The organism is Candidatus Fusobacterium pullicola, assembly GCA_018883725.1.
GTDB lineage: Bacteria > Fusobacteriota > Fusobacteriia > Fusobacteriales > Fusobacteriaceae > Fusobacterium_A > Fusobacterium_A pullicola.
In genome coordinates this window covers 1-11,931 of record JAHLFN010000081.1, presented here as the reverse complement: position 1 = coordinate 11,931, position 11,931 = coordinate 1, and the positions used below count along the sequence as shown (strand labels likewise).

At 28.6% G+C, this 11,931-nt stretch carries 17 protein-coding genes and 3 tRNA genes; 2 read left to right on the top strand and 18 right to left on the bottom strand.

The features are described 5' to 3' along the window. Nucleotides 1–35 precede the first annotated feature (35 nt). The gene (locus IAA47_09240) at nt 36–347 is read left to right on the top strand and encodes a hypothetical protein (protein ID MBU3843144.1); all 312 of its coding nucleotides are present in this window, start codon (nt 36–38) and stop codon (nt 345–347) included. Between the two features lie 149 nt (nt 348–496). Here IAA47_09240 and IAA47_09235 read toward each other — a convergent pair whose 3' ends face one another. The 11 genes from IAA47_09235 to IAA47_09185 form a co-directional block, all read right to left on the bottom strand. Continuing rightward, the gene (locus IAA47_09235; GenBank protein MBU3843143.1) at nt 497–925 is read right to left on the bottom strand and encodes an Hsp20/alpha crystallin family protein; all 429 of its coding nucleotides are present in this window, start codon (nt 923–925) and stop codon (nt 497–499) included. Between the two features lie 340 nt (nt 926–1,265). Continuing rightward, nucleotides 1,266–1,616, bottom strand: coding sequence for a 50S ribosomal protein L20 (gene rplT / locus IAA47_09230; protein MBU3843142.1), 351 nt, complete (start codon nt 1,614–1,616; stop codon nt 1,266–1,268). A 50-nt stretch (nt 1,617–1,666) separates the two neighbouring features. Next, nucleotides 1,667–1,873: a 50S ribosomal protein L35 gene (rpmI, locus tag IAA47_09225; protein MBU3843141.1), complete on the bottom strand. Its 207-nt coding sequence runs from the start codon at nt 1,871–1,873 to the stop codon at nt 1,667–1,669. A gap of 40 nt (nt 1,874–1,913) precedes the next feature. Further along, the gene (infC, locus tag IAA47_09220) at nt 1,914–2,432 is read right to left on the bottom strand and encodes a translation initiation factor IF-3 (protein ID MBU3843140.1); all 519 of its coding nucleotides are present in this window, start codon (nt 2,430–2,432) and stop codon (nt 1,914–1,916) included. 218 nt (nt 2,433–2,650) lie between these two features. After that, complete coding sequence (locus IAA47_09215) at nt 2,651–3,286, bottom strand: LysE family translocator (GenBank protein MBU3843139.1); 636 nt, start codon at nt 3,284–3,286, stop codon at nt 2,651–2,653. Between the two features lie 100 nt (nt 3,287–3,386). Further along, nucleotides 3,387–3,463, bottom strand: a tRNA-Arg gene (locus tag IAA47_09210). A gap of 44 nt (nt 3,464–3,507) precedes the next feature. After that, nucleotides 3,508–3,598: transfer RNA gene (locus tag IAA47_09205), tRNA-Ser, on the bottom strand. A gap of 5 nt (nt 3,599–3,603) precedes the next feature. Then, a tRNA-Ser gene (locus IAA47_09200) sits at nt 3,604–3,687 on the bottom strand. Nucleotides 3,688–3,735: 48 nt separating this feature from the next. After that, nucleotides 3,736–4,551, bottom strand: coding sequence for a pyrroline-5-carboxylate reductase (gene proC / locus IAA47_09195; GenBank protein MBU3843138.1), 816 nt, complete (start codon nt 4,549–4,551; stop codon nt 3,736–3,738). Nucleotides 4,552–4,561: 10 nt separating this feature from the next. Beyond that, nucleotides 4,562–5,413: a MurR/RpiR family transcriptional regulator gene (locus IAA47_09190; protein ID MBU3843137.1), complete on the bottom strand. Its 852-nt coding sequence runs from the start codon at nt 5,411–5,413 to the stop codon at nt 4,562–4,564. Nucleotides 5,414–5,509: 96 nt separating this feature from the next. After that, nucleotides 5,510–5,737: a hypothetical protein gene (locus IAA47_09185; GenBank protein ID MBU3843136.1), complete on the bottom strand. Its 228-nt coding sequence runs from the start codon at nt 5,735–5,737 to the stop codon at nt 5,510–5,512. Between the two features lie 169 nt (nt 5,738–5,906). Here IAA47_09185 and IAA47_09180 point away from each other — a divergent pair, with 169 nt between their 5' ends. After that, nucleotides 5,907–6,596: a LexA family transcriptional regulator gene (locus IAA47_09180; GenBank protein MBU3843135.1), complete on the top strand. Its 690-nt coding sequence runs from the start codon at nt 5,907–5,909 to the stop codon at nt 6,594–6,596. A 102-nt stretch (nt 6,597–6,698) separates the two neighbouring features. On the opposite strand, the gene IAA47_09175 is transcribed toward IAA47_09180, so the two are convergent. The 7 genes from IAA47_09175 to IAA47_09145 form a co-directional block, all read right to left on the bottom strand. Next, nucleotides 6,699–6,875, bottom strand: a complete 177-nt coding sequence (locus tag IAA47_09175; GenBank protein ID MBU3843134.1) for a hypothetical protein — start codon at nt 6,873–6,875, stop codon at nt 6,699–6,701. A 164-nt stretch (nt 6,876–7,039) separates the two neighbouring features. Continuing rightward, a complete protein-coding gene (gene yfcC / locus IAA47_09170; GenBank protein ID MBU3843133.1) occupies nt 7,040–8,542 on the bottom strand; it encodes a putative basic amino acid antiporter YfcC in 1,503 nt (500 codons plus the stop codon). A gap of 133 nt (nt 8,543–8,675) precedes the next feature. Next, entirely contained in the window at nt 8,676–9,233 is a 558-nt protein-coding gene (locus IAA47_09165) for an NADH peroxidase (protein MBU3843132.1), read from the bottom strand. Between the two features lie 139 nt (nt 9,234–9,372). Then, on the bottom strand, nt 9,373–10,065 hold the full coding sequence (locus IAA47_09160; GenBank protein ID MBU3843131.1) for an SDR family NAD(P)-dependent oxidoreductase: 693 nt from the start codon (nt 10,063–10,065) through the stop codon (nt 9,373–9,375). A gap of 10 nt (nt 10,066–10,075) precedes the next feature. Further along, nucleotides 10,076–11,071: a radical SAM protein gene (locus IAA47_09155; protein ID MBU3843130.1), complete on the bottom strand. Its 996-nt coding sequence runs from the start codon at nt 11,069–11,071 to the stop codon at nt 10,076–10,078. An 18-nt stretch (nt 11,072–11,089) separates the two neighbouring features. After that, the gene (locus tag IAA47_09150) at nt 11,090–11,746 is read right to left on the bottom strand and encodes a suppressor of fused domain protein (protein MBU3843129.1); all 657 of its coding nucleotides are present in this window, start codon (nt 11,744–11,746) and stop codon (nt 11,090–11,092) included. After that, nucleotides 11,743–11,931, bottom strand: a 189-nt coding sequence (locus IAA47_09145) for a spore photoproduct lyase (GenBank protein ID MBU3843128.1), incomplete at its 5' end; no start/stop codon positions are given. The genes IAA47_09150 and IAA47_09145, both read right to left, overlap by 4 nt.

The following is an 11,931-nucleotide window of genomic DNA, read 5'->3' as shown; positions in this document are numbered from 1 at the left end:
AAATATAATCAAATTAAAACAGAAGGGGGAACAATATGTTTTATAATGTATTTTTTAAACTAAAGAACGAAGAGGATATAAAAAAGATTTTAAATCTTCCAACTAAAGAGGAGATTTTAAAAACTGTATATCTTCCATTTAAGAATGAGGGAAAATTTGAATTTAACGGAGCTATAATCAATAAAGAAAATATCGAGTTTTTTCAAATAGTGGAAACTGGGTTTAAAGCTCCTGAAGAGTATGAAAATATAAAAAGATATCTAAAAGAAACGCAACAACTTGGTGAAAAATTTTTAAATGAAAAATTTCCAAATTACTATGCCAAAGATATAACGAAAGAGTTTTAGTAAAATATTAAAACTCAAGGATAATTATATGAAAAAGAAAGAATTGGTCAAACTTAGAAAGTTTACTCTAAAACTGCCCTTTACTTCTTTACTCATATACATCCTTGAGTTTTTTATTTACCTTAATTTAATTATTTAATTTGAATATTTTATCCTTCTATTTGTATATATTTTTTATTTTCTATTTTCTCTTTAGGCTCTTTTTTAGGAACTTCTAATTTTAAAAGTCCATTTTCAAATTTTCCTTTGATATCTTCTTGAGAAACATTATCTCCTACATAGAAACTTCTTGTACATTGTCCTGTATATCTCTCTTTTCTAATATATTTTCCATCTTTATCTTTTTCATCTTTATTTTCATCATGAGTTGCTGTAATAATTAGATATCCATTATTTACTTCCGCTTTAATATCCTCTTTATTGAATCCAGGTAATTCAACCTCTAAAAGATACCTATCTTTTAACTCTTTAATATCTGTTTTTCCAACTAAATTTTGATTTCTAAAGTTGTCTTTAAAGAAATCATCTTCAAAAATATCATTCATAAATCCTTTTCTAAAAATACTAGGCATTAACATATAAACCATCTCCTTAATATTTAATAATATCTAATTTTTTAAGTTTCATATAGCTTTAATACCTTCTTCCTTTTATAATTTAATTATACTCCTTTTTATTAGCTACGTCAATACTTGAGTGCTAATTTTTTTTAAAGTTTTATCTATATTTTCAACTAAGGCTTTATCATCTTTACCAACTGCTATTGGATACTCCTCCTTTGCCTTGATTTGAAATAATCTTATCACAACATTTTTATATTCTCAATAACTTTTCATTTTTTTATAAATATTAATATTTTTTAATAAAATAAAAAAGAGAGCCTCGTAAGAACTCTCTTAATTTTCTATTTAATCTAAATTATAGAGCTGCTTTTGCAGTTTCTGCTAATTTAGCAAATTCAGCTGCGTTGTTTAAAGCGATATCAGCTAAAACTTTTCTATCTAAAACGATTCCAGCTTTCTTAAGTCCATTCATTAAAGTAGAATAAGTTAATCCATTTAATCTAGCTGCAGTATTTATTCTGATGATCCATAATTGTCTCATTCTTCTCTTAGTTACTTTTCTATCTCTTGTAGAGTAAGCTGCTGCTCTCATTGTAGCTTGTTTAGCTTGTTTTATAACGTCACCAGAAGCACCTCTAAATCCTTTAGCTGCTTTTAAAACTTTTTTATGTTTTCTTCTTCTAACTATACCAGTTTTAACTCTCATTACATTTCCTCCTAATTATTTCACAAAAATATGATTTTATGATAAACTAATTATCTTCCTGCTCCATATGGTAATAAAGCTTTCATGTGTCTTGTTAAAGTTTCAGTTACTACGAAATCTTTCTTTAAGTTGTTCTTTCTTTTTCTATCTTTCTTAGTTAAGATGTGGCTTTTTCCTGAGTGTTTAACTACGAATTTACCTGTTCCTGTAACTTTAATTCTTTTTTTAGCTCCTTTATGAGTCTTCATTTTTGGCATAATAATGTCCTCCTCTCAAATATCTAAATCTGTTTTTTTATTATTTTTTTGGTGATAAGATTATATGTTTTTGCTTATCACTATATTTCTTATCAGCTTCAGCTATATCAGCAAATTTTTCAGCTATATCATCAAGTGTATCTACACCTAATGTTGCATGCATCTTTTCTCTTCCAAATAAAACTAAAGTTACTTTAACTTTATTTTCTTTTTCTAAGAATTTTCTAATTTGAGACATCTTAGTTTCTAAATCATGACTATCTATTCTAGCTGTTACTTTTACCTCTTTTACAACTGTTTGCTTTTGATTTTTCTTAGCTTCTTTAGCTTTTCTTGTTTGCTCATATCTGTATTTTCCAAAATCCATTATTTTACATACAGGTGGCTTTGCAGTAGCTGCTATTTCAACTAAGTCTAATCCCTCTTGTCTAGCTAATTCAAGTGCTGCATTTGCACTCATAACTCCTAATTGTTCCCCAGAAGATGAGATTATTCTAAATTCTTTTCCTTTGATTTTTTCATTGATTCTAATTTTATCAGTAATAGTAAGCACCTCCATTTTTAATTATAAATAAAAAACAGGACAAACTATGCCCTGTGTCTCAACCTTTATAATAAACAAATGTTAATTCTCATTTTAAAAGTTTTGACCTTGTGTAAGCCTCTAGCCCATAAGGTGAGAAACAGGTAGTTTCTTCTTCAATATTTATTTAATTACCTTTATAATTATATTAAATTTACTACAAAAAGTCAAGTATTTTATTTATTTCTTTCAAGTTAGCTATTTATCTTTGCTCTAAGCAAATTTATTCCCAATACAATAAATATTGTCCCAGAAATTTTGTTTATTACTTTTCCAAAGTTTTGATTTTTTTTAAGAAAAACTGCTATAAATGAAGCAAAAATTGAAAGTGATACACACCATATTCCAGATATTACAAAGGATGTTAATCCTAAAATAGCAAAAGGAAGAGCCCCATAACTATTTGTAGTATCTACAAATTGAGGTAAAAAAGCTAAGAAAAATAATGCTACCTTTGGATTTAATATATTAGTTATCATTCCTTGAAAAAATGATTTTTTTAAGTTTTCTTTTGGAGTGGCTCCCTCTGTCACCAATAAACTCTCTTTTGATTTTATACTCTTTATTCCCATATAAACAAGATACATAGCTCCCAAAAATTTTACAACATTAAATGCTGTCAATGAATTTTTTAAAATTAATGATAAACCAAAAGCTGCTAAAAAAGTGTGTACAAGTATTCCCGAACATATACCTAAAGCTGAATATACTCCTGATTTTCTACTATTCATTATTGATTGCCCCAATATAAACATAGTATCACTTCCAGGAATCAATGCTAGTATAATACAAGATGTAATAAAAACTTGATAATTTAATATTCCAAACATAACCTCTCCTATCTTTTACTATTTTTATGATATATTAATCAATTTATATTTTTAATAAAAAAAGAGAGTATAAACTCTCTAACATTATTTTAATCATAGGTGGCGCGCTCGAGAGGAATCGAACCCCTAACCTTCTGATCCGTAGTCAGACGCTCTATCCAATTGAGCTACGAACGCATTTTTATAAAAAAAGGGTAGTCTTACTACCCGTTTCATTCAAATGGCGGTGAAGGAGAGATTTGAACTCTCGGTACCGTTTATAGGTACTCTCCCTTAGCAGGGGAGTGCATTAGGCCACTCTGCCACTTCACCGTTTATGGCGGAAGATCAGAGATTCGAACTCTGAAGCCTTGCGGCGCCGGTTTTCAAGACCGGTTCCTTACCAATTAGGATAACCTTCCAAGCACATAAGATAATATCATAATTTTATATTTTTGTCAAATATTTTTTTAATTATTATTGCTATTTTGACTCATCTCTTTAGATTTTTTTATAGTTTCAGTAACAGCTTTTATTACAGCACCTCTGAATCCGGCTTCTTCAAGATATCTAACTCCAACTATTGTTGTACCCCCTGGAGAACAAACACTATCTTTTAATTCTCCTGGATGTTTCCCACTCTCTAAAAATAATTTTCCACAACCTACTAAAGTTTGTCCTACTAACTTATAAGCATCACTTCTTGGTAATCCTTCATAAACAGCTGCATCTGCAAGAGCCTCTATAAACATAAACATAAAAGCTGGAGATGATCCAGATGCTCCTATAACAGCATCAAATAGTTCCTCTTTTGTTTCAATAGCTACTCCAATTCTTTCAAATAAATTTTTGAAAAATTTTTTCTCTTCCTCTTCTATATTTTCATTAAAAGCATATGCTATACAGCCCTCTTGAACCATAAGTGGAAGATTTGGCATAGTTCTTATTATCTTGCTATTTCTATTATCTATCTCGTCTAAAATATTCTCCATAGTTATACCAGGAGCCATAGCAACAATAATTTTACTACTATTAACACTATCCTTAATTTTATCTATTACATCAAAATACACATTGGGTTTCACTGCTAAAAATATGATATCACACTCTTCTACTATAGCTAATTCATTAGATAAAAGAGTTACACTATATCTATCAGCTACTTCTTTTCCTCTTAATTTGTCATATACATATATATTTTTTGTCTCTACCTCTTCCGAATTTATAATTCCTTTTAAAAAGGCTTCCCCCATATTTCCACAACCTATAAATCCTAACTTCATAATCAACTCCTAACTATTTATCTAAATAAATATTAAATCTATCTGTGATCTCTTTTAATTTATCTAACTTTTTAACAGTATTTTCTTTATCTTCTATCCCTAACTTTACAAGTAAAGCATTTATTATTACAGTTCCAGGTACAAAAGTATAGGCTTTCTCTCCATTTTTAGTAGTTAAAACTAAGTCAGAAATATTTCCTAAAGTTGAATCCTTTTTATCTGTAACTGTTATAACTTTATTTCCATGTTCTTTGAAAAATTCCGTAACTTGATATGTAAAATTAGTGTATGGATGGAATGAAATTGTAAATAATAAGTCTTCTGGTTGAGTATATAGTAATTTGTCTGTAAAATCTGAAGCTCCAGATATCATCAATTCTACACCTTCTCTAAATTCTTTGAGCATAAAATATAGATAATATGCTAAAGCATATGATCCTCTTGCTCCTAATATATATAGTTTTCTACTATTTTTTATCCATTCTACAGCCTGATCTAAGCTTTTCTCTATCTCTAAAACATCCATCTCTTGTAAAAGTTCTATATTAGTGTTTATCATCTCTTGCAATACAGAACTACTATCTTCTCTCTCTGTAATACTACTTTTTAGCCCTTTCATATAAGATGTTTGTTGTTCTACTTCTTTTTGAAATATTTTTTGAAAATCTGGATAACCTTTAAATCCTAAATTTTTAGAAAATCTTGTTATTGTAGCTGGACTTGTCTTTGTTTCCTTTGCTAATTCATTTATTGAAATAAAAGATATTATACTCTGATTATATTTTATATATTCAGCTATTTTTTTAAAACTTTTACTGAAAGAATTATAATTTTCATCTAAATATCCCAATACTTTCTTTTTCATGGAATTCCCTCTCTTTTTTATACAATTATATTATTTTATATTTTATTATAGTCCATTATCAAAATAAATGCAAAATAATTTTTACTTTTTTGATAATTATATTACCATTTTTTCTTTTAAATATGAATCATTCTCTAAACTACTATTAAAAATATTTTCAAGATATTTAAATGTATTATCCAAATTATTTGTTTGTATAGTTACTTCATTTCCGTTATAAGAAAATTTTATGCTAAATATATTATTTTTACCAGTTACTTCACATATTAATTTAACCTTCTCAAAAGAAGTTTCCCATTTTTTATTTCTTATTAATATTTTCATAAATAACCTCCAATCACCAAATATTATATTTACAAATAGATAACTATATTTATAAATATATATTATATCTATTTTTTAAGTTTGTCAACCCTTTATTTTATAAAGTTTTTTGTTGCTATTTTTTAAAAAATATATTATAATTAATTATATATAAATAGGAGGTAATGATATGGATTTTAAAACTTATTTAAAAACTAGAAGAGAAGCTCTTGGATTTAGTCAAAATAAATTTGCAAAAATGGCTGGTATTACCCAATCATACTATAATGGAATTGAAAGAGGAGAGGTAAAAAATCCTCCTAGCGAAGAGATACTAGATAAGTTTGTAAAAATATTACTTCTTACTCCTTCTGAGGGTGACAAATTAAAATATCTTGCAGCTATTGAAAGAACTCCTGCTATTATTTTAAATGAAATAAAAAGATTATCTGATGAAAAAGAACTTTCTAAAAGAAAAGTAATTAAAGATATTTCAAATAATAATGTACTTATTCCTCTATTTTCAAGAATAAGTGCTGGAATAGGTATGATTACTGACGAAGAACCAATAGATTATATCTCTTTACCTGGTATCAAAAATTCTGAAAATATTTTTGCTATAAATGTAAAAGGTGATTCAATGGAGCCTACGATCAAAAATCAATCAATCATTCTTTGTAGACAAGGCAATGAATTAAGAGATGGAGAAGTTGGTGCATTTTTAGTAAATGGTGAGTCATTTGTCAAAAGAATAAAAGTTACTAAAAATTTCTTTGCCCTTTTAAGTGATAATCCTAATTATCAACCTATCTATGTTTATCCTCAAGATGAGTTCAAAGTAATAGGAAAAGTTTTAAAAGTTATTAATGATGTTAGATAAAATAAAAAATTTCATAACCCTAAAAAAATTATAGATAAAAAAGAAGAAAGTTTTACTTTGTTAATAGCTGATGCTTACTTTAGTAAAATTTTCTTCTTTTTATTAATTATTTAAAAACAAATTAAAAAAGAATTGGGTATTCTTCTCTTTATTCTTATATTCTCCAGAGCCATATATTATCTCTCCAGTTATGAGAAAACTTATCATTATTGCTAAAGAAAATCCTATTTTTTTCTTTAAATATCTCTTTATTATTTTTTCATAATCTTGAATACACATAACTTTCCCCTTCCCTACCATATTCCCTTTTTCAAATATATCATCTTAATTTAGTATACATATAGATATATTATAACATTTTTTTAAATGTAAATCAGATTATAAAAAAATATAATAAAAAAAGGCTATAGATATTAATTTAATCTATAACCTTTGATCATATATTATTGTAAATTCATTAATACTCCAGCTATAACAAATAACGAACCAAAGAAAAATAAAATTCCTTGAAACTTTAATTGAAATTTAGCCCAAACTATCCAATCTAATTTCGCTATTCCTAATATTGCAATTAATATACCTGAAGTTGGAACTATTAGATTAGTAAATCCATCCCCTAATTGGAAGGCAAGTACGGCAACTTGTCTTGGAACTCCAACTAAATCTGATAATGGTGCCATTATTGGCATAGTAAGAGCTGCTTGTCCAGATCCAGAAACTACAAAGAAATTAAATATAGATTGGAAAATATACATCATCCAAGCACATATTGCTGATGGTAATCCACTTAATCCTGTTGCTACCCAATTTAGAACTGTATTTAAAACACTTGGCTCTCCTGCTTCTGCTCCACCTAATACTAATACAATTCCTTTTGCCATTCCAACAACTATAGCTGCTCCTATTAAATCCTCTGCTCCTTTTCTAAAAGATGAAGCTATATCATTGATTCTCATATCATCAAGTTTAAATATAACACCAACAATTCCAGATGCTACTCCCATTATTACAAATTGAGTTGCTATTTCTGGTAAGAAATATCCAAATTTTACAACTCCATAAATTATCCATGCCATTCCTAAAACTACGATTGCTAATACTAATTTATGTCCTAGCTTAAACTCCATATCTTGATGCTCTTCAATACTGAATTCACTTCTATAATACGCATCTGTTTCGTAAGAGATTGATGACTCTGGATTCTCTTTTACTCTTTTTGCATATCTTAAAGTAAATGCTATACCTAATCCCGTAAAAAATATCCACATAGCAATTCTGAATCCTGCTCCTGATAACACTGGAACTCCTGCAACTCCTTGAGCTATAGCTACACTAAAAGGATTCATCCATGAAGTTGCAAATCCTATTTGAGTTGAAACATAAGTTATTAAAATTCCAGTTATAGCATCATATCCCATTCCAATAACTATTGGAATTAGTACCATTGCAAATGGAATAGCTTCCTCTCCCATTCCAAAAACTGCTCCTCCTAGTGAGAAAAAGAAAAATACTATTGGTAATAGAAGATACTCAGATCCTTTTGTTTTCTTAATTAAAGAAAATAGTCCAGCTTCTACTGCCTTAGTTCTTAGTATTATACCAAAAGCTCCTCCTGTTATTAGAATAAAAGCTATTACTCCTACAGCAGTTCCCCATTTATCTCCACTTGTTATTCCTTCAAACACATAGTTAGCTACACCAACGTTTCCACCTGGCTCAAAAAATTTAACACCTTTTACTAACGGTTCCCCTTGTTCATTTAATTCATATGCAAAACTTCCTGCTACTGGAACAACTCTTGTTTTTTCTGCTCCTGTTTCAGTGATGTAAGTTACTTTTTCCATTTGGAATTTCCCTACAGGTACAGTATGTGTAAGTATTGCTGCAAAAATTACAACAAAAAATATTATCACATATGTATCTGGCATATTAAATTTCTTTTTCATCTCTACCTCCCTTTTTAATTTAAGACTTTATAATTATACTTTATCTCATTAATTTTATCAATATATTTTTACTAGAAAATAAAAAAACTAGATAGGAATCCTACCTAGTTTTTCTTTATTACTTATGAATTAATTAGAATTTTTTTCCGAAATATCTTTCTAATAATCCTGCGAAAGCTCTTCCGTGTCTAGCTTCGTCTTTAGCCATTTCATGAACTGTATCGTGGATAGCATCAAATCCTAATTGTTTTGCTCTCTTAGCGATATCGAATTTTCCTGAAGTTGCTCCATACTCAGCTTCAACTCTTCTTGATAAGTTTTCTTCAGTAGAAGCAGTTACACATTCTCCTAATAATTCTGCGAATTTAGCTGCGTGCTCAGCTTCTTCGAAAGCTATTCTTTTGTAAGCTTCTGCTACTTCTGGATATCCTTCTCTGTCAGCTACTCTTGACATTGCTAGGTACATTCCAACTTCTGTACACTCTCCTTCGAAGTTTGCTCTTAATCCAGCGATTATTTCAGCATCTCCACAAGCTAATCCTTCTCCGATTTTGTGCTCAGTAGCCCAAACTCTTCCAGCTCCTTCTACTACTTCTTCCCATTTATCTTTTCCAGCCTTACATACAGGACATTGAGTCATAGTCTCATCAGTTATAATTTCTCCACAAACTTTACATCTCCATTTTGCCATTTTAATTCCTCCTTAAATCTCATATAAAAATTTTAACTTCTATATTTAATTACTTTTTGTAATCATTTCATTTTTACCACAATAATAATATACTATATATTACCTTTTTTGTCAAGTTTTTTTTAAATTATTTTTCATATTATTTTCTTCTTATAATATGTTTTTGAGGTTGAATAATTACCTCAGTAATTACTGTTCCTCTTCTTTGAGAAAGGATATTTTCTACAGCATCAGCTACACACTCTGGTAGAATATAGCTTTCTTCCTCTTCTCCCTCTCTAAAGTTTAACTCATCATAAAAAGGGGTTTTAGTTATATCTGGTAAGATTGATATGACCTGAACTCCTGTTTTTCTTACCTCATCAAATAATCCCTTTGAAAAATGAACTAGTCCAGCCTTAGTAGCTGAATATGCACATCCATATGTACTAGATTTAGTAGCTGTAATAGAAGATATGTTTATAATAACTCCCTCTCTTTTTTTCAAATCTCTCAATAAAAGTTGAGTTAATATTAAAGGAGCTTCTAAATTAAGAGCTATCATTTTATGGAGCTTTGTTGGATTAATCTCTTCATGAGGTCCAAAATAACCAATCCCAGCACAATTAATTAGTATATCTATCTCAACTTCTTTTTTTAATTTTTTTACCATCTCTTCTATATTCTGATACTTTATAAGATCACATACTATTGTATAAAAATTATTGTTCTCTATATCAACTTTACTGAAATCTCTTCCCACTCCATAAACAACATGTCCCATTGATAGTAACTTTTTTGATATAGCCAATCCTATCCCTGAGGTAGCCCCTGTTATCAATACTCTTTTCATCTCTTCTCCTCTATATAAATATTTTTTTCTCCTCTACATACTCCAATATCAAGTTTTTCATAAAATTTAGCATTTTTTCATTTTCCTCTGCCGAGTAAGTATACACTCCCTCTTGACATTGGAATGGATAATTTAAAATAATCGAGTTCTTTCTATTATTTTTCATTCTTTTCATATACTCTTTAGATATTCTAAAAGTTCCAATACTTACATCTAACACCTTTGAACTATCAATCTCTTTGAATGTATCTCTTACCATCTCTCCATATATTTGATTAAAATTTTCTATTTTTATCATAGGGTCAAAGCATACCCTTATATTCCAACCACTCTCTATTAAACTCTTAGCTACCTTTATTCTCATATCAAAAGATACAGCTCCTCTTTCATGTTTTTGAGCAAACTCTTTAGGAGATATAGTCCAAGCTATTATAAAATTAGGATTTGGTTTCAAGTTCTGAAATACCTTTATACTGGCACTTTTTGTACGAAGCTCTATCTTCAAATTTTTATATTTATCTACAAACTCATACCATCTTTTCACAAACCCTGTTATCTCTTCAAGAGCCATCAAATCTGTATCATAGGAGATACATATATACATAGATTTACTCTTTAATATCTCTTCTATTTCTCGGAACATATCCTCAAGATTTACAAATATAACTATGTTTCCAGATGAATATACCCCCTGAAGATAGCAGTATTCACAATCGTAGATACAGTTTAAAATAGATGAAGAGTAATAAAAATTTTCATTTCCAAAACTTTCACACACCTTTGCTCCTTCATAGAGATAATTCTCTTTCTTTACTGCCAATATCAATTTAGGTGTCTTTTTCTGTAATGAAAAATTTTGATTATTTCTAGAAAAAACTTCTTTATAATCTTCAATTTCAACTATTTGAGCCTTTGGAAATTTTTCTATTATCTGCTTACTCTCAAGATACTTTTTTGCTTCCCTTTCAATATATATATGAGAGAAACTTCTATTTAATAAATCCATCTATTAAAATTTTCCTTTCTATACTATCTCTTTTCTGTTGTAATCTGTAACATCAGTTTTTAATTTTTTCAATAGTTCTTCTACTTTTAATTTACCACTATCAATACTTTTTAACTCTTTATCAGTAGCTCCTACTAGCTCTATAAATTGAACCTTTCCATTTGGTGTAGATATCTCTCCAGCTATATCCATAGTAGTTATAAAACCTGTTATCTTAGATTTTTTATTGGCATCTATTCCCTCTTTCTGCCCAGTCCAAATATACTCATTTGCTTGGAATATCTCTCCTGTTTCAAATACATATCTTGCTAATTCTTGAAAAATAGAACAGATATTTTTTAACTCTTTATCCTTTGCATCTAAATCCTTTTTCTTTCTCTTTTTTTGCTCTTCAGTCATCTTTAATTTAAAAGTAAGTTCAAAGCCATAACCACTATACTCCATATCATCACTTTCTTTTTCATAAAGTTCACTAAATCCAAAAGTAACAAAGTGATAATATCCATCACCTCTAAAGATACTTATTCCATCTAATGGATCATCTCCACCCAATCTAGATGAAAGTTGTGTATGGAAATGAAGTTCATCTTGTTTTGGATAAAGTTTCTTAAATCTATTCTCTATAGCATCAAATCCAGCTGTATCTATTATTTCAAATTCATTATTCTCTCTCATATTCTCTCTCTAATCTCCTCTAAAATTCTTTTACTCTCTCTCTTATCCTTTATCTCTATATCTCTATATTTTTTTAAAATATTTAATATATTTTCTCCTCTTAATTTATAGTAAATCAATAGGTTATCCAGTTCATTCTCCATTGTAACTGTAAATCTTCCCCTACTTTTTACTCTCTCTATCTC

Coding starts and splice junctions, on each gene's coding strand:
- IAA47_09240 (MBU3843144.1), top strand. CDS start 36: ATGTTTTATAATGTATTTTTTAAACTAAAGAACGAAGAGGATATAAAA.
- IAA47_09235 (MBU3843143.1), bottom strand. CDS start 925: ATGTTAATGCCTAGTATTTTTAGAAAAGGATTTATGAATGATATTTTT.
- rplT (MBU3843142.1), bottom strand. CDS start 1,616: ATGAGAGTTAAAACTGGTATAGTTAGAAGAAGAAAACATAAAAAAGTT.
- rpmI (MBU3843141.1), bottom strand. CDS start 1,873: ATGCCAAAAATGAAGACTCATAAAGGAGCTAAAAAAAGAATTAAAGTT.
- infC (MBU3843140.1), bottom strand. CDS start 2,432: ATGGAGGTGCTTACTATTACTGATAAAATTAGAATCAATGAAAAAATC.
- IAA47_09215 (MBU3843139.1), bottom strand. CDS start 3,286: ATGTTTGGAATATTAAATTATCAAGTTTTTATTACATCTTGTATTATA.
- IAA47_09190 (MBU3843137.1), bottom strand. CDS start 5,413: ATGAAAAAGAAAGTATTGGGATATTTAGATGAAAATTATAATTCTTTC.
- IAA47_09185 (MBU3843136.1), bottom strand. CDS start 5,737: ATGAAAATATTAATAAGAAATAAAAAATGGGAAACTTCTTTTGAGAAG.
- IAA47_09180 (MBU3843135.1), top strand. CDS start 5,907: ATGGATTTTAAAACTTATTTAAAAACTAGAAGAGAAGCTCTTGGATTT.
- IAA47_09175 (MBU3843134.1), bottom strand. CDS start 6,875: ATGTGTATTCAAGATTATGAAAAAATAATAAAGAGATATTTAAAGAAA.
- yfcC (MBU3843133.1), bottom strand. CDS start 8,542: ATGAAAAAGAAATTTAATATGCCAGATACATATGTGATAATATTTTTT.
- IAA47_09165 (MBU3843132.1), bottom strand. CDS start 9,233: ATGGCAAAATGGAGATGTAAAGTTTGTGGAGAAATTATAACTGATGAG.
- IAA47_09160 (MBU3843131.1), bottom strand. CDS start 10,065: ATGAAAAGAGTATTGATAACAGGGGCTACCTCAGGGATAGGATTGGCT.
- IAA47_09155 (MBU3843130.1), bottom strand. CDS start 11,071: ATGGATTTATTAAATAGAAGTTTCTCTCATATATATATTGAAAGGGAA.
- IAA47_09150 (MBU3843129.1), bottom strand. CDS start 11,746: ATGAGAGAGAATAATGAATTTGAAATAATAGATACAGCTGGATTTGAT.